Raw genomic sequence first — 19,622 nt, forward strand, 5'->3', positions numbered from 1 at the left:
CTGACCGCGATCTTGCGGCACGGCCATCAAGGCTCCCCAGCCAGGCCATGACCCCGTAGACAACCATAGACCAAGGTCAGTCCAACAACGAACCTGAGGCAACCGTGAAACCAATTAGACAACGCTTCACTTAACCCCTAATCGAGGCGCCGGGCCTCGGGTGCCTGGCGCGAGGGCGGTGTCAATGTTGAAGTGCGACGGGCTTTTCGTGGGTGTTGGTGCTGTTGATGAGCTGTTGGAAGACTTCGTTCGGGGTCATGAAGTCGAGGATTTTTCGGGGCCTGTCGTTCAGGCGTTCGGCGATTTCGTTTAGGTCGTCCTGGGTGAAGGGCGAGAGGTCGGTGGCCTTGGGCAGGTATTGTCGGATCAGGCCGTTGGCGTTTTCGTTGCTGCCGCGCTGCCAGGGGCTGTAGGGGTCGGCGAAGTAGACCTTGATCCCGGTGTTGCGCGTGAGGTCAGCGTGGCGGGCCATCTCTGTGCCGCGATCATAGGTGAGCGTTTTGCGCAGCGACGCGGGGATCTGCTCGAAGGCGCGCTCGAAGGCACATCGCGTGGTGTCGGCATCGAGGCCCTCCATCCGGGCGAGCAGGACGAGGCGACTGGTCCGCTCCACCAGCGTGCCGACCGCAGATCGGTTCGCCGCGCCCTTGATCAGGTCGCCCTCCCAGTGGCCGGGGATCAGGCGTGCGTCGATTTCCTGAGGCCTGGCTGTGATTCTCACATCGTCGGTGACGAACCCGCGCCGGTCGGCGCCGCGCGAGCGAGGTCGCCGGTTCTGACGCCCCTGACGCAAGGCCCCGAGCAGTTCGCGGCGCAGCTCGCCGCGTGGCAGGGCGTACAAGGCCCCATAGATGGTTTCGTGGCAGACGGTTCCGGGGCGGTCACTGGCGTCCATGCGACGCAATCTGCCGGCAATCTGCAGCGGCGACCAGCCGATCCGCAAAAGGCCGGTCACGGTATCGAACAGCCTCGTTCCAGGTCGCAGCTTGCGCACACCCCGACGGCTTTCCGAGCGGCGCACAACGGCGCCGAAATAGGCATTCGAGGCATCGTAGCGCGCGGTCCGATGCAACCGGGCGCGTCGCAACTCGCGACTGATCGTCGAGGGATGCCGCTCCAGCCTGCGCGCAATCTCGCGCAGGCTCTGTCCCGCGTCATGCCACGCCATGATCGACAGCCGCTCTGGATAACTCAGATGACCGTAGCACTCTCCCATCGCCTCGCTCCAATTTCAGCCACAGAAAACATGTCCTGTTGCACTTGGTTTTGGAACGGGGGCGGGGAACGCGGTGTTACGGTGACACTTTACTTAACCCCCATTCCGCTGTACCGATCCCCATGGCCCGTCTCTCCCGCGTCGTGATCCCCGGCGTCCCGCACCATGTGACCCAGCGCGGCAATGGCCGGCAGCAGACGTTCTTCGAGCCGGGCGACTATGGCCTCTATCTCGACCTGCTGACCGCCGCAGCGGCCCGGGCGCAGGCCGAGATCTGGTCCTACTGCCTGATGCCCAACCATGTGCACATTATCCTGACGCCATCGGACGCGGCTGGCCTCTCGCGCACCTTTGGCGAGCTGCATCGGCGCTATACCGGCTATGTCAACGCCCGGCGCCGCACCACCGGGCATCTGTGGCAGGGCCGGTTCGGATCGGTGGCGATGGATGAGACGCACCTGGTCTCGGCGCTGCGCTATGTGGCGCTGAACCCGGTGCGGGCGCGGTTGGTGGAGCGGGCGCAGGACTGGCCCTGGTCGAGCACGCGGGCGCTGATCGCGGGCGTGGACGATCATGTGGTCAGCGTGGCGCCGGCTCTGGAGCGGGTCGGCGACTTTGCCGCCTTTCTGGACGAGGACTTCGACGAGGCGCTGACCTATGGCGCCCTGCGCCGGGCCGAGAGCGTCGGCCGCCCGGTGGGCGGGGCGGCCTGGCTCGCCGACATGGAAGCCCGCACCGGCCGCCAGCTGGCCCCAAGGCCGCGAGGGCCGGCGCCACGTTTGGGGGTTAAGTAAAGTGTCACCGAAATCGAAATCGGGCGTCGCCGCGTGAGTCGATATCCCGCCCCTTGATCATGTTTGACGCGCTCAGATCCCCCGCGCTGCGTCATACCGCGCCCACATCGGCGCGCAGTCCACCACCTGGCGTTCGTCCATCGCCCGGTCGATGGCCATCACCGTCAGGCCCGCCTCCAGCGAGTCATAGGGCGTAACGGGGAACGCGGCCCGTCCCTCCAGCGCGGCCAGCAAGTCCAGCGCCATCGCCTGGTCGGCGCCATTGTGGGCATCGGCGGTGACGCCGCCGTAGTCGATCTTCTCCGGCTTGCCGCGGTGGAGGGCGCGGCGGACCATCAGCCTGTTGCGCACCAGGTCGGCGATCAGGGTGCCCTCGGTCCCGGCCACGTACCAGCGCCGCTCGGTCAGGGCCACGTGGCTGTTGGCGTGGAACGAGAGGCGCACGTCATTGGCGTATTCCACCATGGCCACCTGGTGGTCGGTGACGTCCATGTCCGACTGGAAGGCGTCGTTCGCGCCGGCCCAGCCGGCGTCGCGCAGGGCATAGGCGGCCGAGCCGTCCTCCCAGGTGCGCGGGGGGTCCTTGCGCTCGGGCGTGAAGATCCGGCGACCGCCGAAGCTCGCCACCCGGGCCGGCCTGGCGCCGGCCAGCACGCCGAAGATGTCGAAGTCGTGGACCACCTTGTCGAGGAAGTAGGAGCCGCCCCATTCCTGCTTGCGCCGCCAGTTGCGCGCCAGATAGCCGCCGTGCTCTGGCGGCAGGTGCTCGGTGGCGTCGATCGAGACCACGTCACCCAGCTCACCCCGCGCCACCCGGGCCTGCACCTCGCGCACGATCGGCAGCGAGCGCATCACCAGCCCCACGAAGACCGGCGGGGTCCCCGGCGCTGACAGGCGCCACGCCAGCGCCTCGGTCTCTTCCTCGGTGCGCACGATGGGCTTCTCGGCGAAGATCGGGACGCCCGCGTCCAACGCCTGCATCAGGTGGGCGAAATGCAGGTGGTTGGGGGCGCCCAGCATCAGCAGGTCGAAGGGCCCCTGGGCCAGCAGTTCGGCCATGTCGGCACAGGGCCGGCCCGAACGGATACCGGCAGTGGCCAGGATCGGTGCGCCCACCGGGGCGGGATCGACGTGGGCGACCACGTCCAAGCTCCAGCCCACCTCCTGCATGGCGGCCAGGACGTGGGCGATCCTCTGGCCGAGGCCGACAACACCGATCCGATAGTGGGTCATCTCGCAGCGGACTCCGGAATGCTCAGGGCCCTGTCAGATAGACCGGATTTCCGAACAGCCACAACGCCCCGTCGGGCCCCCGCACCTCCGCCCGCACCCAGCCGGTCTGGCTGGAGGGGATGTCGACGGTGCGCGTCTCGTCCTCGCCAAGCACCCCGGCCAATGCCTGCAAGGGTGCGGCGGGTCCCTTCAGCACCAGTCTCCCGCCGGCGGCGTGCGTCACCCGGACGGTCAGCTTGCCCGTCGCGTAGGTCGTGTCCAGCAGGCGATCACGCGTGCCCTGGACGTCGATGAAGACCCGTCCCGCCCGCAGCCCGGTGAGGATGGCGTCCTGCGACAGCGCCTGGGCATAGACCACTGTGGTCGGGCGACCCACCGCGGCGGGCTTGGCCGGATCGAGCGTGGCGTCATGATTGTCGGACCCGCCCACGGCGGTGAGGCGGAAGCCGGCGTTCAGCCGCGCCTCCCAGAAGGCGACGCCCGACAGCGGCCCGTCGGTGATCCCGCCGTTAATGACCTCGACCGCCTGGATGTGGCGGAAGTCCACCGGCGCCGTCCAGCCGCAGCCCATGCAGGCCTCGCCGGACGGAAGGCCCGGGTGGTTGATCGTCACGAAGGCCCTGGCCGCTTCGGCCTGATCCAGGATCTGCGCGAAGGTCGGCGCGCGGGCGCCGCCCAGCTGGAAGTCCAGCGGCGCCGTCATGCCGATGATGTTGGCGTGCCCCTGGAAGGTGGTGATCTCCCGCCCGGGGATCAGCAGCAGCCGGTCGTAGTGGGGTTGCTGCTCGGCCAGCGCCTGGAAGTGGCTGGAGGTATTGTGCTCTGTGACCGCGACAAAATCGAGGCCGCGCGCGGCGGCGGCGTCGAGGGTCCTGAACAGCGGACAGGGCGCCTTGGCCCCCGACTGGGCGGGGCACGACCCGTCGGAGTGGCCGGTGTGGAGGTGCAGGTCGCCCCGGTACCAGGCGGGCCCTTCCTCAAGCGGCGCGGCAGTGAAGCCGTGGAAAGCGCCATCTTTCGCCAGGGTGATGGTGGCCTTGTATTCGGCCCGGGCGTCCTTGCGCAGATTGGGCACGCCCAGGATCAGCTTCCATTCACCCGCGGGCAGCGGCCCGGGCAGATACGAAGGCGTCGCCCAGGTTTCGGTGAGGGTGAAGCTGGCCTTGTTCCCGCCGCTCCAGCCCCGGAAGCGCCGTGGATCACGGACCCCCAGGTCGATGACCGACTTCTGGTCCTGGCCGGTATAGGCAAAGGTCACGGAGACGGCGGTGGTCCCGGCGGGAACGCGGAACGGGACCTCACGATAGGTCTGATGATCGGCGCCGGTGAGTACGCCTGAAAGGGTCACGGTCTCCGCGGCGGCGGGCATGGCCAGCAGCAGCGCAAGCGCCGCCGCCAGCCATGCCCGGCTTCGCATCAGGGCGCCTCGTTGGAGAAGATGATCGTCCCCGACGCGCCGAACATGCCGCCGACGCCGTGGCAGACGCTGTTCGTGGCGCCTGGCACCTGTGCCGCAGCCGTGCCCCGGAGTTGCCGCACGCTCTCCTGAAGGGCGTACATGCCGTACATGCCTGAGTGCATATAGGAGAGGCCGCCGCCATTGGTGTTCAGCGGCAGCTTGCCCCCGATGGCGGTGTTGCGTTCGCGGATGAAGGCGGCCGCCTCACCGGGCTTGCAGAAGCCCAGGTCCTCAAGGCCATACAGCGGCAGGTGGGCGAAGGCGTCGTAGATCATCAGGTGGTCGACGTCGGCGCGCTTGAGACCCGCCTCGTCAAACGCTTTCTTGCCCGAAACCCGGAACGCCTTGGACGAGGTGAAGTCCTCCATCTGGCTGACCAGCGGGGTCTCCACGCTCTCGCCGGTGCCCAGGACGTAGACCGGCTTCGTCTTGAAATCCTTGGCGCGCTCGGCCGAGGTCAGGATCAGGGCGCCGCCGCCGTCGGTGACCAGGCAGCACATGAGCAGGCGGAACGGCCAGGCGATCATCGGCGAGTTCAGCACGTCGTCGACCGTGATCGGGTCCTTGAACGAGGCCCGAGGGTTCTTCGCCGCCCACTCGCGCTGGATCACCGAGATCCAGGCCAGGTCCTCTTCCGTGAGGCCGTAGGTCTTCAGGTAACGCAGCACCGGCACCGTGAACATGGTGGGCGGGCTGGTGACGCCATAGGGCATCTCGAACTGGCCCATCAGGCTGGACGGTGCGCGAGCGAAACCGCCGGCGCCCACCCGCGATTTGCCCGATTCCCCGTGGGTGATCAGGACGGTCGTGCAGAGCCCGGCGTTGATCGCCGCCGCAGCGTGGCGCACGTGCAGCATGAAGGAACAGCCACCCACGCTGGTGCCGTCGGCGTAGGTGGGGGTGATGCCCAGGTAATGGGCGAGCTCGGTCGGGCTGATGCCGGCGCAGGCCACGCCGTCGATGTCCGATGGCTTCAGGCCGCAATCGGCCATGGCGTTGAGTGCGGCGTCAGCGTGCAGGCCAATCACCGACACATCGGGGATGCGACCCATCTGGGTGGTCTCGGCGGCGCCGACGACGGCTACGGATTTCTGTTTCATGCGATCAGGCTCCGGCCGGCTTGAAGAACGGCAGGGCGATGGTGTCGCTCATCTTCTCGAAGGTGACCTCGAGCGGCATGTCCAGTTGCAGGGCTTCGGGGGTCTGCGGGCAGCCCACGATATTGGTCATCATCTGCGGGCCTTCTTCCAGCTTCACGACCGCAATGGCGTAGGGCTCGGTCCCCATGTCGGGGCGCGGACGGTGATTGATCACGTAGGACCAAAGCACGGCCTTGCCCGAGGCCTTGAACACCTCGACGTCGCGCGAGCCGGTTCCGGGACAGAAGGGACGCGGCGGGAAATAGACCTCGCCCGTTTGGCGGTCTCTTTGCAGGAGCAGTTCGCCCTTGAGGGCGCCTTCCCAGAAGTGCCGCGTTTCCGGCGTGGGTTCAGGCAATATGCGTGGCGGCATCGGCAGCTCCATCCCTTCGAACAATCGGTTTGTTTGGCTCTTGTATCGGCTCGGCGCGCAACAAAGCCGAGACCGAAGCGCTTGTCGACAGCTGCTAGTCCCAAAGCGACGAAAACAGCGCACTGCGGCGCGTCTCGTGGGCCAGTTCCGCAGCGGCCAGGGCCGCGGGATCCGAGCGCAGCGCCGCGAGATCGGTGTCCGACAGGCTGTCCTCGGCCAGGACGCCGACGCTCATCCGAAAGATGTTGGCGAACATCTCCGCGTTGATCTTGTTGACCAGCGGGGCGCCCTTCGCGGCCGGGTTGGACTGGAGTTCGATCAGCCAGGGGTGGCCATCGGCGTCCAGCAGGATGTCGAAGCCGATCAGTTTGGGGCCAAATGATCGCGTCGAACCCAGGGCCGCCTGCCGCGCGAAGAAGCCTTCGCGCTCCAGTTGGCGCAGGAACCAGGCGACCAGACTGCGGATCTCGCCGAAAACGACGTCGGGATCGTGGCCCTCGGCGGCCATCCGGCGCAGCAGGGCGGAGAGACTCCGGATGGCGCCCTCGTCGTCGCGGGTTTCATCCTGGCTGATCATCAGGCCGGGGTGATCCAGATGCAGCGCCGTGTTCGTGACGTGCATCGCCACGTCGGCCAGCCGGTCCGGCGATAGTTCGTAGGGCTCCGGCGCGATCCGTACGATGCCTTCACGGTAGATGTATGCCCTGAGCGGCGCCGCCTGGGTGATAAGGGCATAGATGCGCAGGTGGCCCTTGCGGCCGTCGATCAGCCAGGGGTTGGAGATGTAACGCTGCACCACCACGTCGCTCAGCCCGGCCAGGGCTGTCAGGTCGCCGGTGACATGGATACCCTGACCGCCGGAGCCCCGCGCCGGCTTGACGATGTAGAGCGCGTCCGGCGTCGCGGCGGCAAACCGCATCAGCGCGTCCCGCTCGGCCGGCAGGTTGAACGTCTCGGGGACGCGCGCCACGCCTGGCTCCGTCGCCAGGCCCCGGCGCAGCACGGCCCCAAGCGTCGCCTTGTCCACCAGACCCAGCCATTCGTGGAACGGGCTTGATTGGTCGCGGTCCACCAGGAAGGACGACACCAGCACCGGGTTTTGCCGATACCTCAGGTTCAGCATGTGCGCGAAACGGTCGGCCGCCAGCGGCTGGCCCTGATCGCGCAGCAGGTTCATTACCCCACGCAGGATGCCCAGCACCTCCAGGCCAGCCAGGTCGCTGGCGGCCAGGATTGTGCCATAGGCCTGCGCAGCCTCCTCATGGCGGCCCAGACGGTGCAGCAAAACCGCCACCATATAGGCCGACAGGGGAGAGCGCGTGACCGCATGAGCCCGGCGATAGGCCGTCACCGCCTGCTCATAGTTCCCGCACGCCGTCAGGTTGAACGCGAGCTGTTGCAGGCCCTCGTGATGTGTGGGGTCCAGGGCCAGCAAGGCCTCGGTGGCCGCTGTCCCCGATACGAAGTCCAGACGCCGGTGATGGGCCAGCATCAGCATCGCCCAGGACGGTGCACACGCGGGCTGTGCCGCCACCAGCGCCTCCAGTTCGGCCACCGCCCGTTCACGATCGTGCTCGATCATCGCCTGATAGGCGGCGGCGAAGGCCGGGTCATCGGGGCCGGGCGGTTCGGACATGGAGGGCGGAAACCTTCGTCGCCAACAGCGGGGAGATCCTGAATACCCTGGGGCTCGACTTCCTGTCTCTACGGGCGGAGGATTGCGGCCAACAAAAGCGAGGATCGCCGCATGGCCCGCGTTGAAGTGGTCGAATACACCGACGCCGTCTGCTCCACCGCCTGGGGCGCCGAGCCGCAGCTGCGCCGCCTGCAATGGCGGTTCGGCCAGCACCTCGACTGGCGCAAGGTGCAGGGCGGCCTGATCGGCGACTCATCGAAAGACAAGGCGGGCTGGGACCGCGTGCGCGCCGCCGAGCCCATGCGCGACTACTGGAAGCGGGTCTGGCGCCTGACCGGCATGCCCTATCCCAACCCCATGCATCTGATGCTGCAATCCACCGACCCGCTGGGCCAGGCGGTCAAGGCTGCCGAGCGCCAGGGCCAGACTGTGGGCGAGGCGGTGCTGCGACGCTTCCGCGAACAGATATTCGTCTTCGGCATCGGCCCGCAGACCCGGGAAGAGTTCGCCGCGGCCTGCGTGGGCGTGCCCGGCCTCGATATCGCCCGCTGGCTGGCCGACTATGACCTGCCCGAGGTCGCCGCCGCATACCGCGCCGACTGGCAGGAGACCCGTGAGCCCAATGACTGGGTGCGCAACCTGAAGCACGACAGCCCGATGAACGGGGAGCTGAAACACTCCGAAGGCCATGACCGCTACGCCCTGCCGACGCTGATCTTCAGGGGCTCAGGCGGCGAGCAAACGGTGGCTGGCTGGGTGCGCTACGAGGAGTACGAATCCGGCTTGGAGACCGCTGAACCCGGCGTCACCGCCCATCCGCAAAAGGACCCGACCCCGCAGGAAGCGTTCGCCGAGTGGGGCGTCCTGACCGGACAGGAACTCGAGTTTCTGTGCGGTGAGGGTGCGCTCGCCCCCGCTGGTGTGATGGCCCACGACTGGGGCGAGGGATTTGTCTACTTCTCCGCCGCGGAGGCGCGGGCGCGGGGGCTGGTCGAGGCGGTGGGCGTGTAGAGGGCGCAAACGTGCGGCCCAATATCTCGTCACAGACGTTGAAGCAGAGGTGCTCGCTGCGAGTGACCGCACGGGACATTTCTTTGTCAAAGTCGACGTCCCCTGCTCATCAGTATCTGACGCGCGAGCGGGGCGAAGACCGCTACGGCGGTGAGCGCCTCCCGCCTCATATCCCGCAGGAAAACGCCGGCTGGCCCGGGGAGAGCCAGCCGGCGCACAGCGACGCGTAGTGGGCCGCGCCGCCTGCCGCTCCGCTATTTCGCAGGCGGGAGGAGCACCTTGTCGATCACGTGGATGACGCCGTTGGAGGCGGCGACATCAGCGGAGACGACCTTGGCCCCATTGACGGTGACGCCGTTGCGGCCGTCGATGGCCAGCGTGCCGCCCTGAACTGTGGTGACGGTCAGCTGCTTGCCGGCCAGGGCGGGCGAGAGCGTACGTCCCGGGACCACGTGATAGGTGAGGATGGAGGCGAGCTGGGCCTTGTTTTCCGGCTTGAGGAGCGTGTCGACCGTGCCGGCGGGCAGGGCCGCGAATGCCGCGTCCGTGGGCGCGAACACCGTGAAGGGGCCCGGCGACTTCAAGGTATCCACGAGGCCGGCGGCGGTGGCGGCGGCCAGCAGGGTCTTGAATTGTCCGGCGCCGGCGGCCACGGCGACAATGTCGCCCTTGGCGTCGGCAGCATAGGCCGGGGAGAACGCGAGGGTGGCCAGCGCGAGGGCGGCGGCGGTGGTCAGACTCTTTATCATGGGACGGGTTCCTGTAGGCGATGGTGGTTGGATTTTGTTATCCCGATTGAGATAGTAATAACTGATCAGATCGCAAGGCACGCGTCACATTTTTCCACTCGCATAGGGACGGTACGCGGATAAAGCACAAGATATAGTATTCCATAAGAGATACATAGTTGCCACATGCGGCCGCTTTCCGATGTGTGGTCCGCATCTGCCAGGACCCGTGGTCCTGCACTATGCTAGGGTGCCGCATCACGAATGCGGTCAGGGGACCGGGGACTGAAACGTGTCGGAACCGTCGTTATCCGCTCGCCCACAGCGGGCCTCTAAACTGGTGCGCCCCCGGCCCCGGCGGGCCGAGTATGACGGCAAGCGCCGCCAACTTCTGGGCCGCATCGTGCAGCGGTTCAAGCAACCTGACCGGCCGTCCATGCGCGAGCTTGCGGTTGCCGCTGAAGTGTCCGTGCCGACCCTTCGCCACTATTTCGGAGATCGCGAGGGGGTGGTCAGCGCGGTGCTTGCCGATGCGCATGCCCGGGGCGCGCCGTTTCTCGCGCTGGCTGCGCGCGCGGACGGGCCACTTGAGCCCTCGCTCCGGTCGGGCCTGATGCAGATCGTGCAGGGCCACCTGTTCGCCGTGGGCGGGTTCCACGCGATCGGCCTGACGGAAGGCCTTCTGCACCGGACGCTGGGGCCACATTATCTGCAGACCATACTCGAGCCGGCGCTGCAGGCCTTCGAGCTACGGCTGCAGGCGCATATCGAGCGGGGCGAACTGAAGCCCGTGAACGTGCGCCACGCCGCGCTTGGCCTGATTTCGCCGGTGGTGCTGTTCATGCTGCATCAGGGGGAACTGGGCGGCCAGCGGGTTCGCCCCGGCGCGGCCGACGAACTGGTCGAGCATCTGGTTACCGGCTTTGTAGCGGCCTGGGGTATGCCGGCGTCGGTCTGAACCAAACCGGCACCGCGCGTCGTCAGTACGCCAGCGCCACGCCGTCCTTGCGCATCTCCGTGGCGGCTTCATAGCGGCCCGGCCAGGCGCGGATAGCCTGGTAGCCGCCGTAGCCGCCGGGCGACGGCTTCAGCACCCAGCCGATTTTCGCGAGTTCGGCCCTGGTCGCTTCCGGGACTCCAGTTTCCAGATTGAGGTCGCCGATCGCGCCCAGGTCCTCGCCTGTGGGTTCCATTCCGCCGTTGTGATGCCAGCGCGGACTGTCGCCAGCCTCCTGTAGCCCCAGGCCGAAGTCCACGAGATTTGAAATGATCTGCGACTGGCCCTGCGGCTGCATGTCCCCGCCCATGACGCCGAAGCTCAGCAGCGGGCGGCCCGCCTCGGTGGCGAAGCCTGGAATGATGGTCTGGAAGGGGCGCTTGCCCGGCGCATAGACATTGGGGTGGCCGTCGGTAAGCGCAAACGCCTCGCCCCGGTTCTGGAACATGAAGCCCAGCCCGTCGGGCATCAGGCCGGAACCCATCCCGCGATAGTTGGACTGGATCAGGGACACCATCATGCCGTCGGCGTCCGACGTGGTGAGATAGGTGGTGTCGCCCTGGCCGGGCGCCTTGCCGAAATAGACGCGGGGGCTGATGCGATCGGGCCGGATCAGGGCGGCGCGCTGGCGGGCGTACTCCTTCGACAAGAGCCAGTCGATCGGGGACATGTAGAAAGTCGGGTCGGCGTAGAACCGGGCGCGATCCTCGAAGGCCAGACGCTTGGCCTCCACGCCGTGGTGGATCGCCGCCGCCGACTGGAAGCCCATGGCCTTGATGTCGAACTCGGCCAGGATGTTGAGCATCTGCAGGGTGACAAAGCCCTGGCTGTTAGGAGGCAGGCCCCAGACATCGACGCCGCGATAGTTCACCGACCGGGGCTCGACCCATTCGCTCTTGTGGGCGGCGAGGTCGGCGCGGGTCATCCAGCCGCCGATGCGCTTGAAGTAGCGCTCGATGGTCTCGGCGATCTGACCTTCGTAGTAGGCGCGCCCGCCGCCCTCGGCGATCAGGCGATAGGTGCGCCCCAGCTCCGGATTGCGGAAGATCTCGCCCTCGCGCGGGGTCTTGCCATTGGGCGCCCAGAGGGCCTTGAAGTTCTCTACTTCCTCGATACCGGCGGTTGGGCGGGTGAAATTGCGGTGGGAAATGCCGACGTAGAAGGCGGTCTGCTGGATCGTGGGCGCGCCCTCCTCGCAGTGACGGATCGCCGGCTGGAACAGGTCTATCCAGGGAAGTTTCCCGTAGCGCTGGTGCAGGCTCCACCAGGCGTCGACGGCGCCGGGCACGCTGACGGTCGTGGCGCCATGGGAGGCAACGCGGCCATCCTTGGCCCGAGCGCGCTGGGTTTCGAGCGTGAGCGCCCGGGGGCTGCGGCCCGAACCGTTCAGGCCCACCACCTTCTTCGCCTTCGGGTCCCACAGGAGGGCGAAGGCGTCACCGCCGATCCCGCAGGCGATAGGCTCGCCGAATCCCAGCACGGCATTAGCTGCAATCGCGGCGTCCACCGCCGAGCCGCCCGCCTTGAGCATCTCGATCGCCGCTAATGTGGCCAACGGATGGGCCGTGGCCGCCGCGCCATGCAGGCCCCAGGCGGCGGAACGGCCCGCGAAGTTGGCGCCGTCGACCCGGTCACCCGGCCGCACGTCGGGCCGGTTGCGGTTGGGGTTCTCCGAGCGGGACGAGGCAAAGGCCTTGCCTGCCACCGCAGCGGCGGGAAGGGTGGCCAGGAAGGTGCGGCGACGCATGGATGGCTCCGGGTTGTTGAGGGTGCTGGCCTGTTTCCGAGGTCACAAATGAGTGGTAGCCTGACGCGAATTCCAGAGGCTTCGACTTGTACGCCAAGACGCTCGCGATTTACGATTTCAAATGCTTCGGGAAGGCTGAACTCAAGTTTCAGTATCCGGGGCGAAAGGGCGATGGCGCGTCCGAGATTCCGAACATCAATCTGGTACTGGGGGACAATGGCGGCGGCAAGTCGTCCGTACTTCGCGCCCTGGCGATCGCGGTCCTGGCGCCCGCATTGCTTCGATCAGGGTTCGTGCCCTACCGTCTGGTCCGCCGGGCCAAGGCCGGAAGGCCGCCGGTCGAGAAGTCGCTGCTGGTGGTGCATGCCCAGCCCGATCCCGGGGAGCTGAAGGCCGGCCTCAAGCGCGATCTTAAGCTCCTTGCCCGCCTGCAGGCGCCGACGCGAGGCAATCTGGACAGGCTCACCTTGGAGAGCACGCCCGATTCACCTATCGAGCCATTGCTAGACGACGACTATTCGGCGGCCTTCTTCCTCGTAGGCTACGGGGCGACCCGAAGGGTCGAGACCGGGGAGTTCTCGGAAAGCAGCGCGCGCCGGTCGCGTGGCCTGCGCTACCAGCGGATCGCCGGCTTGTTCGAAGACCACGTGGCGCTGCGACCGTTGGTCAGTTGGTTGCAGAAGCTTCGCGCCGACAAGGACCGTTTTGAGCAGGCGGTGGCGCTCATCGACACGGTGCTGCCCGAGACCATCCGCTTCCGCGGCGAATATGATCAGGACGACGATCAGTTCATCTTTGATTTCGAGGGAGTTCCCACGCCGTTCACCGCGCTGTCCGACGGCTACAAGGCCTTCATCGGATGGGTCGGAGACCTGATCGGTCACCTGGCCGATGTGGCGCCGGCCGACAAATCCCTCAATGAGATCCCGGGCATAGTGCTGGTGGACGAGATTGATCTGCATCTGCATCCGGCCTGGCAGCGCGAGGTGATCCCGTTGCTGGCGCACGCGTTCCCGAAACTGCAGTTCGTGCTCAGTTCTCACAGCCCTCTGGTAGCCAGCACCGTCAAGCGTGAAAATGTCTATGTGACGGATGCTGCGGAGGACGGAACCGCGATCATCAAGCAGTTGGATGAGCATGTGTATGGGCGCAATGCCGAGCAACTGTTGCTGTCGTCATACTTTGGTCTGACCACCACCCGCCCCGCGTCATTCCAGAAAGACGCCGAGGCCCTGTTCCAACGAGTGGCGGACGGCGATTCCTCGGCGGCGCTCAGCTATCTTGAGCGGTTGACCGGAAACACAGCGAGCTGACGGGGCCGGCGGATGATAAGATATCCGTTCGATGCCGCGACGGTGACCGCCGAGATTGCTGCTGTAGACGCCAAGTGGGCGACCAAGGCCGCCAAACGCACGCTAGATTTCATCACAGCCGGTCGCTTCGAGGACAGTTCGCCGATCTGGAGCAAGGCCAAGCCCGCTTTCATGCGCTTGCAGATGAACAAGTGCGTGTTTTGCGAGCGGCAGTTCGAGAACCCGGACTATGGAACCATTGAGTTCGACCTGGAGCATTTCAGGCCCAAATCCAACGTGGCTGTCTGGCCCGATCCGGGACGTCACACGCACCTGACCTACGACCACCCCACGGGGCTGGCTGCGCCCAGCGGGTACTACTGGCTGGCCTACGACCTCCAGAACTATGCGGCCTCGTGCAAGGTCTGCAACACGACCTTCAAACTGAACTACTTCCCCGTAGGCAAGAACCGGGGCGCCGTGTCGTCTTCCGTCGCGGCGCTCGCCGGAGAGGAGCCCTACCTCTGTTATCCGATCGGAACCGTCGATGTGGATCCTCAGACGCTGATGACCTTTGTGGCCACTACAGCGGTGCCGGCGTCAGGATCGGTTGCTGAAGCGCGCCGGGGTCAGGTGATGATCGATTTCTTCGGCCTCAACCAACGCGACATTCTGCATCGGGAACGGGCCCGGATGATCGCGATCCTGGGCGCGGCGTTAAGAGCTGTCAGCGACGGCGTGGGCACGACGACAGATCAGCGCGTGATCCAGCGAATGCGCGAGCCGCTTGTACCCCATGCCGCCTGCGTGCGCGCCTTCAGTAAACTTTGGCAGTCAGACCCGGTTACGGCGAAACGCGCCTATGATCTCTGCCGCGAATATGGCTTCAGCGAGCCTGGTGAGGCGCCGCCGGCGATTTGAGTTGGCGCGGTCTCAACCCGGCGTGGTCGCCGCGAAACTAGGACGAACTTTCCAGTCCTCGAACCATCCGACCAGCCCCGGCGCCACACCCTGCCAACCGATGGTGGCATGCCGGAAGTCCAGATAGCCCAGTGCACAGGCCAGGGTGACCTGCCCCAGGTTCAGGGCGTCTGTACGTGTGGCGGGTTCGAGATCCGCGGCGGCGATCGCGCGCAGGATGGAGGCCTGCCAGCGCCCCAGCCATTCCTGCGAATGCTCAGGTTCAGGGCGGCGGCGTTCCATCACCATGTTGAAGGCGGCGTCCAGGACACCGTCCGCCAGGGCCTGCAGCCGCAGGGTCGCCCAACGGGCGTCGCCGTCTGCCGGGATCAGCTGTGGCGCCGTACCCAGGCTGTCGAGATACTCACAGATCACCGGGCTATCGTAGAGGGCCTGACCATCCTCCAGCACCAGCGCCGGAATCTTGCTGAGGGGATTGGCGGCGGCCAGCACCGGGTTCTCGAAGGGCGACACGCTGACCACCTCGACGCCCGCGTCCAGTCCGCGTTCCAGCATTGCGATCCTGACCTTGCGGGCATAGGGCGAGGTCGGGGAGTAGAACAGCTGCATGGGTTGTTCCTGAACCAGTCGGAAGTGTTTCGTAACACGTCGCCTCGCGCGCTCAAGCGCGCGGCGTCAGACATCGATGATGCGGTCGCACAACCCGCAGGCCGCCGACGATGGCGCCGCCCAGGATCAGCCCGACCACCGCTGAGGCCAGCGCCGTCGCCAGCCAGCCCGTAATGGCGCCGATCACGGGCAACGTGCCGGCAAACTCTGCTGCCCTCCGGATCATGTGCTCCAGGCCCGAGACCCCGAAGTGGTCCAGTCCGTGGACGATGATGCCGCCGCCCACCCAGAGCATGGCGGCGGTCCCCACCTTTGTCAGCAGATCCAGCACATGCGGCATGCCCTTGACCAGGCCACGCCCCAGACCACGGGTGGCGGCGCGCTTTCCCTTGGCCAGATGCAGGCCGATGTCGTCCATCTTCACGATCATCGCCACCACGCCATAAACGCCGATGGTGATCCCCAGGCCGACGACAGCCAGGGCCGCGGCCTGGATGGCCATGGGGCGATCGGCGACGTCGGCCAGTGCGATCGCCATGATCTCGGCGGACAGGATGAAGTCGGTGCGGATAGCGCCGGTGACCTTGGCCTTCTCGAGCTCGGTAGAGCTCAACGCCAGCTCGCCCGGCTCGTCGGCGTGGTCTTCGTGGTTCAGGGCCTCGACGATCTTTTCCGCACCTTCGAAGCAGAGATAGGCGGCGCCAAGCATCAGGATCGGCGTGATGGCCCAGGGGGCGAAGGCGCTGAGCACCAGGGCGCCCGGCAGCAGGAAGAAGAACTTGTTGCGCAGGGAGCCCAGCGCGATCTTGAAGACGATGGGCAGTTCGCGATCCGGCGTGAAGCCTACCGCATAGCCTGGGGTGACGGCGGTGTCGTCGACGACGACGCCTACCGCCTTGGCCCCGGCCTTGCCGGCCGCAGCGGTAACGTCGTCCAGCGATGTAGCCGCAATCTTGGCGATGGCGGCGACGTCATCAAGCAGGGCGACAAGACCAGACGCCATTCGGGGCAGCCTTTTCAGCAACGGATCGCGTAGGGACCAACGTGGTCGGTACGGCCTTGGCCGCTCGCCGTAAAGCCGCCGGTGCGGTTAGGGTTGCCTGAGCAGGCCCGCCTTGCGCAGTCTGCCTCGGTCGGCGGCTCAGCTATCTGAGCGCGATCTTCAGCTTGGCCCCCAGGAACCTGCCGGTGGGATCATAGCCCCTCGCAGCGGCTGCGCCATCCTTGCCGGAGCCGGGCTCCAGACCGCACAAGAAGCCGAGCGAGCCGATCACATCATCCGAGACCAGGGACCGATCAACCGAGGTGCGGGCGACGCCGGGAATCCGCGCGGGTCCGGCGTAGGCGTAGGCGACGTCAAAGCGGGCATGCCGGCTTGACATGTCCAGACCGGTGGCAGGCTTCGGGGTCATGATCGGCCCGGGCGCCTTGGCGCGGACGGCGGCCATCAGGTCAGGCTGCAAGGCCGGCGTTCCCGCCTGTGCGGCCCCCGCCAGGGCCAGGACCGTTGCGAGGCTCGGGAAAAGCAGGGACTTCATGCGAAGGCGCTCCTGACCGGGCCAGAGATGAACCGGCGACGACGCTACCTACGTAACGTCACGGCGTCCGGATGTCGCGCAGGATGTTGTTGCTGTGTGTCAGCCATCCGTCCGCAGGCCATTGCGGGAAAGTGCGTCCGCTCGTAAACACGGTACGGAAGCGCCGCCCTGGAGCGGCGACGATAGCTATGGAGCTCGCTGTGCGCCGCGCCCTTATTCTCGCCCTTGGAACCGCCCTGAGCCTCGCGCCGCTGGCCTATGTGACCGGCGCTGCCGTCGCCCAGACCAAGGCGCCTGCGGGGGCCTACAAGACGCCGCGCAACGCCTTTGGCCAGCCGGATCTGAGCGGCTTCTGGAGCAACGCCAGCCTGACGCCGCTCACGCGGCCTGCCTCGGCCGGCGGCAAGGCCGTCTACACCGAGGAAGAGGTCAAGAAGCTTGAAGCCCAGGTGATCGCCGAGGTGGAGGAGGGTAACGCCGACACCGATCCTGACGCCCCGGCCGAAGCGCCGCGAGCTTCAACAGCCAACGTACGGCCCGAGTTTGCCGCCGCCGGCGGAGATGTGGGCGGCTACAATCGCGGTTGGCTGGATCCTGGCAACCATGTGATGCGTGTGGGTGGCGAAGCGCGCACCTCGATCCTGACCACGCCGAACGGACAGCCGCCCCGCCGCAAGGAAGGCGCGCCCATGCCGCAGCGCCCGCCTGGCGGCGCCTTCGACAGCTATGAGTCGCGATCATTGGGCGAGCGCTGCATCATGTCGTTCGGTCGCAACGCCGGGCCGCCGATGCTGGCCAACGGCTTCTACAACAACAACTATCAGTTCCTTCAAACCGCCGAGACCTTCGTGATCGAGGTCGAGATGAACCACGACCTTCGGATCGTGCGGTTGAACGGCAAGCATCGTACCGATGGCGTCCGACCGTTGATGGGCGATTCCATCGGCCGCTGGGAGGGCGACACCCTGATCGTGGAGACCACCAACATCCCACAGGCGCAGGCCTGGATGGGATCGTGGAAGGACCTGAAGATCACCGAGCGCTTCACCCGCGTGGGCAAGAACCGCGTCCACTATGCCTTCACAGCCGAAGACCCGACGTTCTGGGACAAGCCCTGGGGCGGCGAGTATGAATTCAGCCCGCTTCAAGGCGTGATCTATGAGTACGCCTGCCACGAGGGCAACTATGCCCTGCCAGGCATTCTGGCCGGGGCCCGTGTCGAGGAAGCCGAAAGGGCCAAAGCCGCCGCCGCCAAGCCGGCCACGACGGGGTCGGCGAACTAACGTTTTTGCGCGCAAACTTACTTCTTCCACCGCTCATCCCGGCGAATGCCGGGAACCAGATCGCATCGCTCGGTGGCCGTCTGGCCTGCGTCGCGCAACTTCGAGTGATAGGTGGCGCGCATCACCGGAATGACGAACATTCCGGGCATACTTCAATTGAACGATTTAGATGTTACGCCTGTAATCTATACGATCTACACCCGTAGTTTATTGGCCCTGAGGCTGAATGCCGAGCGCCTTGAGGGCGTCGGCGATGGGGATAAAAAAGTTCAGGCCAATCGGAGCGCCGTTTGGCTCCAGGCCAGACACTGTAATGCCGACGACCTGACCTGCCTCGTTGAGCAATGGCCCGCCGCTGTTGCCGTGGGTGACGGCGACGTCACTCTGGATGTAAGGTTGCCCCTCAATTAGACGCTGAGCCGAGACGATGCCGCGGGTCAGGGAATTTGCAAGAGATTTGTCCAGGGGCGTGCCAACAGCAAACACCGCCTCACCAAGCTGAACGGCTGTCGTGCGGACGGACAAAGCTGTCGACTTGGGCTCCGTCTTGACCACAGCGACGTCGCGACGTGCGTCACTCCGCGCCACCTCGCCGATGGTGTTGGTCCCGTCCTGCCATCGAATCCGCACTTGTCCGCGGGAGCCAACCACATGGTGATTGGTCAGAATGTACCCGTCGTCCGAAACCAGCACACCGCTTCCCATTCCGTCGCCCGCAAAGATAGTCACAACACTCTTCACCGCCTCATGCAATGAAGGTTTTCGCTCCCCGGATGGCAGGCGAACTAGATGTGGCTGGCTCAAACTGTTCTCCGCAGGCTGCGGCGAGTTGGAGGTTAGCAGGCGTCGGAATGTATCATTTGCAGTCAGCCGTCTTACATTCTCGGCAAAAGCGCCACCGACGATCAGATCAAGCTCGAAACCTTTCTGCGTCGGCACCGTGACGCCGCCATATGTGTTTATGCGTGCCAAGATTTTCGCCTCGGAAACGGAGTAGAGCTGCCACTCGACCTCCATGACGCCCGAACCGCCCGTGTTCCAAACCCTGAGGTTTGTTTTCTCACAGGTGCGTACTCGCAATCCATTGATCAAGGCACCGACCTGAATGTCAGAACTCTTCTGATCCTCAAAAAGATTCGACGGATCACCGCCATTTTGGAACCCGGCCTTTTTGAGTTCCTCGCGGAAAACGCGATCAAAAACCTCAAGGTTCGAAACCTTGTTGTTCTCTTCCGACCATCGGGTGATAGTACCGCCTCCAGAACACGAAATCAGGAACGCCGTCGCCACATCCTGTTGTATCCAGGGTGTTCCGGCGGGAATGTTCCCTGCAACTCGCGTAAGGTTCACAGGCTTTGTTGTCGCTCCAGTTGGCAACGCCTCGATGGTCATCTGCGGTGGTACCACGACTTCTATGGATTGAGCGGTGCTTTGGCCTGCGACGATCAACGCCAGAAGCGCTCCCAAGACCAAACGCATTTCATCCTCCGATAGTGCTTCGCGTATGTTGCAACCATCGACACTTTCGGCGCGAAGGGGTTGGCCGTCTACCCCTCTTCCGACACTGGCTGATCACTCCGCATCATCGGCGACCCTATGGGGCTTCTACCCTATCGACCGCGAATTTGTCGGTAAAGAACAAAAAT

At 65.7% G+C, this 19,622-nt stretch carries 19 protein-coding genes; 6 read left to right on the top strand and 13 right to left on the bottom strand.

Features of this window, described 5'->3' with window-relative positions; translation table 11 throughout:
• Nucleotides 1–181: 181 nt before the first annotated feature.
• The gene (locus tag ACIQ3B_RS02555; RefSeq protein WP_397399748.1) at nucleotides 182–1,216 is read right to left on the bottom strand and encodes an IS30 family transposase; all 1,035 of its coding nucleotides are present in this window, start codon (nucleotides 1,214–1,216) and stop codon (nucleotides 182–184) included.
• Between the two features lie 122 nt (nucleotides 1,217–1,338).
• Here ACIQ3B_RS02555 and ACIQ3B_RS02560 point away from each other — a divergent pair, with 122 nt between their 5' ends.
• Nucleotides 1,339–2,010, top strand: coding sequence for a transposase (locus ACIQ3B_RS02560; protein WP_397399749.1), 672 nt, complete (start codon nucleotides 1,339–1,341; stop codon nucleotides 2,008–2,010).
• Nucleotides 2,011–2,082: 72 nt separating this feature from the next.
• Here ACIQ3B_RS02560 and ACIQ3B_RS02565 read toward each other — a convergent pair whose 3' ends face one another.
• The 5 genes from ACIQ3B_RS02565 to ACIQ3B_RS02585 all read right to left on the bottom strand — a co-directional run bounded on the left by ACIQ3B_RS02565 (nucleotide 2,083) and on the right by ACIQ3B_RS02585 (nucleotide 7,850).
• Nucleotides 2,083–3,243, bottom strand: coding sequence for a Gfo/Idh/MocA family protein (locus ACIQ3B_RS02565; protein ID WP_397399750.1), 1,161 nt, complete (start codon nucleotides 3,241–3,243; stop codon nucleotides 2,083–2,085).
• A gap of 22 nt (nucleotides 3,244–3,265) precedes the next feature.
• Complete coding sequence (locus ACIQ3B_RS02570) at nucleotides 3,266–4,660, bottom strand: CehA/McbA family metallohydrolase (protein ID WP_397399751.1); 1,395 nt, start codon at nucleotides 4,658–4,660, stop codon at nucleotides 3,266–3,268.
• Entirely contained in the window at nucleotides 4,660–5,802 is a 1,143-nt protein-coding gene (locus tag ACIQ3B_RS02575; protein WP_397399752.1) for a thiolase C-terminal domain-containing protein, read from the bottom strand. The genes ACIQ3B_RS02570 and ACIQ3B_RS02575 overlap by 1 nt, the downstream gene beginning before the upstream one ends.
• 4 nt (nucleotides 5,803–5,806) lie before the next feature.
• The gene (locus ACIQ3B_RS02580; RefSeq protein WP_397399753.1) at nucleotides 5,807–6,214 is read right to left on the bottom strand and encodes a Zn-ribbon domain-containing OB-fold protein; all 408 of its coding nucleotides are present in this window, start codon (nucleotides 6,212–6,214) and stop codon (nucleotides 5,807–5,809) included.
• A 94-nt stretch (nucleotides 6,215–6,308) separates the two neighbouring features.
• Nucleotides 6,309–7,850 (bottom strand): hypothetical protein, encoded by a 1,542-nt coding sequence (locus tag ACIQ3B_RS02585; protein WP_397399754.1) that lies wholly within the window; start codon nucleotides 7,848–7,850, stop codon nucleotides 6,309–6,311.
• 111 nt (nucleotides 7,851–7,961) lie between these two features.
• Here ACIQ3B_RS02585 and ACIQ3B_RS02590 point away from each other — a divergent pair, with 111 nt between their 5' ends.
• Nucleotides 7,962–8,861 carry a DsbA family protein gene (locus ACIQ3B_RS02590; protein ID WP_397399755.1) on the top strand — a complete coding sequence of 300 codons (900 nt, stop codon included), beginning with the start codon at nucleotides 7,962–7,964 and terminating at the stop codon, nucleotides 8,859–8,861.
• Between the two features lie 254 nt (nucleotides 8,862–9,115).
• Here the strand turns inward: ACIQ3B_RS02590 and ACIQ3B_RS02595 are convergent, their stop codons facing one another.
• Nucleotides 9,116–9,610 carry a fasciclin domain-containing protein gene (locus ACIQ3B_RS02595; protein ID WP_397399756.1) on the bottom strand — a complete coding sequence of 165 codons (495 nt, stop codon included), beginning with the start codon at nucleotides 9,608–9,610 and terminating at the stop codon, nucleotides 9,116–9,118.
• A gap of 319 nt (nucleotides 9,611–9,929) precedes the next feature.
• Here ACIQ3B_RS02595 and ACIQ3B_RS02600 point away from each other — a divergent pair, with 319 nt between their 5' ends.
• Complete coding sequence (locus tag ACIQ3B_RS02600; protein WP_397399757.1) at nucleotides 9,930–10,547, top strand: TetR/AcrR family transcriptional regulator; 618 nt, start codon at nucleotides 9,930–9,932, stop codon at nucleotides 10,545–10,547.
• 22 nt (nucleotides 10,548–10,569) lie between these two features.
• Here ACIQ3B_RS02600 and ACIQ3B_RS02605 read toward each other — a convergent pair whose 3' ends face one another.
• Nucleotides 10,570–12,333, bottom strand: a complete 1,764-nt coding sequence (locus ACIQ3B_RS02605; RefSeq protein ID WP_397399758.1) for a gamma-glutamyltransferase family protein — start codon at nucleotides 12,331–12,333, stop codon at nucleotides 10,570–10,572.
• Nucleotides 12,334–12,419: 86 nt separating this feature from the next.
• On the opposite strand from ACIQ3B_RS02605, the gene ACIQ3B_RS02610 reads away from it, so the two are divergent.
• Both ACIQ3B_RS02610 and ACIQ3B_RS02615 read left to right on the top strand, forming a co-directional pair.
• Nucleotides 12,420–13,646: an AAA family ATPase gene (locus ACIQ3B_RS02610; protein WP_397399759.1), complete on the top strand. Its 1,227-nt coding sequence runs from the start codon at nucleotides 12,420–12,422 to the stop codon at nucleotides 13,644–13,646.
• A gap of 12 nt (nucleotides 13,647–13,658) precedes the next feature.
• On the top strand, nucleotides 13,659–14,546 hold the full coding sequence (locus ACIQ3B_RS02615; RefSeq protein WP_397399760.1) for a hypothetical protein: 888 nt from the start codon (nucleotides 13,659–13,661) through the stop codon (nucleotides 14,544–14,546).
• A gap of 12 nt (nucleotides 14,547–14,558) precedes the next feature.
• Here the strand turns inward: ACIQ3B_RS02615 and ACIQ3B_RS02620 are convergent, their stop codons facing one another.
• The 3 genes from ACIQ3B_RS02620 to ACIQ3B_RS02630 all read right to left on the bottom strand — a co-directional run bounded on the left by ACIQ3B_RS02620 (nucleotide 14,559) and on the right by ACIQ3B_RS02630 (nucleotide 16,693).
• Nucleotides 14,559–15,155, bottom strand: coding sequence for a glutathione S-transferase N-terminal domain-containing protein (locus ACIQ3B_RS02620; RefSeq protein ID WP_397399761.1), 597 nt, complete (start codon nucleotides 15,153–15,155; stop codon nucleotides 14,559–14,561).
• 52 nt (nucleotides 15,156–15,207) lie between these two features.
• Entirely contained in the window at nucleotides 15,208–16,158 is a 951-nt protein-coding gene (locus ACIQ3B_RS02625; RefSeq protein WP_397399762.1) for a DUF808 domain-containing protein, read from the bottom strand.
• A gap of 142 nt (nucleotides 16,159–16,300) precedes the next feature.
• A complete protein-coding gene (locus tag ACIQ3B_RS02630; RefSeq protein WP_397399763.1) occupies nucleotides 16,301–16,693 on the bottom strand; it encodes a hypothetical protein in 393 nt (130 codons plus the stop codon).
• A gap of 200 nt (nucleotides 16,694–16,893) precedes the next feature.
• Between ACIQ3B_RS02630 and ACIQ3B_RS02635 the strand changes: the two genes are divergently transcribed.
• Complete coding sequence (locus tag ACIQ3B_RS02635; RefSeq protein ID WP_397399764.1) at nucleotides 16,894–17,976, top strand: hypothetical protein; 1,083 nt, start codon at nucleotides 16,894–16,896, stop codon at nucleotides 17,974–17,976.
• A 17-nt stretch (nucleotides 17,977–17,993) separates the two neighbouring features.
• Here ACIQ3B_RS02635 and ACIQ3B_RS02640 read toward each other — a convergent pair whose 3' ends face one another.
• Nucleotides 17,994–18,116 (bottom strand): hypothetical protein, encoded by a 123-nt coding sequence (locus tag ACIQ3B_RS02640; RefSeq protein WP_397399765.1) that lies wholly within the window; start codon nucleotides 18,114–18,116, stop codon nucleotides 17,994–17,996.
• Between the two features lie 67 nt (nucleotides 18,117–18,183).
• Nucleotides 18,184–19,455, bottom strand: coding sequence for a trypsin-like peptidase domain-containing protein (locus ACIQ3B_RS02645; RefSeq protein WP_397399766.1), 1,272 nt, complete (start codon nucleotides 19,453–19,455; stop codon nucleotides 18,184–18,186).
• Nucleotides 19,456–19,622: the final 167 nt, after the last annotated feature.

The sequence above is a fragment of the Phenylobacterium sp. genome, from assembly GCF_044358365.1.
In the GTDB taxonomy this organism is placed as follows: domain Bacteria; phylum Pseudomonadota; class Alphaproteobacteria; order Caulobacterales; family Caulobacteraceae; genus Phenylobacterium.

Excerpts from the sequence above, each read along its gene's own strand:
- ACIQ3B_RS02555 (WP_397399748.1), bottom strand. The coding sequence starts at position 1,216 with ATGGGAGAGTGCTACGGTCATCTGAGTTATCCAGAGCGGCTGTCGATC.
- ACIQ3B_RS02560 (WP_397399749.1), top strand. The coding sequence starts at position 1,339 with ATGGCCCGTCTCTCCCGCGTCGTGATCCCCGGCGTCCCGCACCATGTG.
- ACIQ3B_RS02565 (WP_397399750.1), bottom strand. The coding sequence starts at position 3,243 with ATGACCCACTATCGGATCGGTGTTGTCGGCCTCGGCCAGAGGATCGCC.
- ACIQ3B_RS02570 (WP_397399751.1), bottom strand. The coding sequence starts at position 4,660 with ATGCGAAGCCGGGCATGGCTGGCGGCGGCGCTTGCGCTGCTGCTGGCC.
- ACIQ3B_RS02575 (WP_397399752.1), bottom strand. The coding sequence starts at position 5,802 with ATGAAACAGAAATCCGTAGCCGTCGTCGGCGCCGCCGAGACCACCCAG.
- ACIQ3B_RS02580 (WP_397399753.1), bottom strand. The coding sequence starts at position 6,214 with ATGCCGCCACGCATATTGCCTGAACCCACGCCGGAAACGCGGCACTTC.
- ACIQ3B_RS02585 (WP_397399754.1), bottom strand. The coding sequence starts at position 7,850 with ATGTCCGAACCGCCCGGCCCCGATGACCCGGCCTTCGCCGCCGCCTAT.
- ACIQ3B_RS02590 (WP_397399755.1), top strand. The coding sequence starts at position 7,962 with ATGGCCCGCGTTGAAGTGGTCGAATACACCGACGCCGTCTGCTCCACC.
- ACIQ3B_RS02595 (WP_397399756.1), bottom strand. The coding sequence starts at position 9,610 with ATGATAAAGAGTCTGACCACCGCCGCCGCCCTCGCGCTGGCCACCCTC.
- ACIQ3B_RS02605 (WP_397399758.1), bottom strand. The coding sequence starts at position 12,333 with ATGCGTCGCCGCACCTTCCTGGCCACCCTTCCCGCCGCTGCGGTGGCA.
- ACIQ3B_RS02615 (WP_397399760.1), top strand. The coding sequence starts at position 13,659 with ATGATAAGATATCCGTTCGATGCCGCGACGGTGACCGCCGAGATTGCT.
- ACIQ3B_RS02620 (WP_397399761.1), bottom strand. The coding sequence starts at position 15,155 with ATGCAGCTGTTCTACTCCCCGACCTCGCCCTATGCCCGCAAGGTCAGG.
- ACIQ3B_RS02625 (WP_397399762.1), bottom strand. The coding sequence starts at position 16,158 with ATGGCGTCTGGTCTTGTCGCCCTGCTTGATGACGTCGCCGCCATCGCC.
- ACIQ3B_RS02630 (WP_397399763.1), bottom strand. The coding sequence starts at position 16,693 with ATGAAGTCCCTGCTTTTCCCGAGCCTCGCAACGGTCCTGGCCCTGGCG.
- ACIQ3B_RS02640 (WP_397399765.1), bottom strand. The coding sequence starts at position 18,116 with ATGTTCGTCATTCCGGTGATGCGCGCCACCTATCACTCGAAGTTGCGC.
- ACIQ3B_RS02645 (WP_397399766.1), bottom strand. The coding sequence starts at position 19,455 with ATGCGTTTGGTCTTGGGAGCGCTTCTGGCGTTGATCGTCGCAGGCCAA.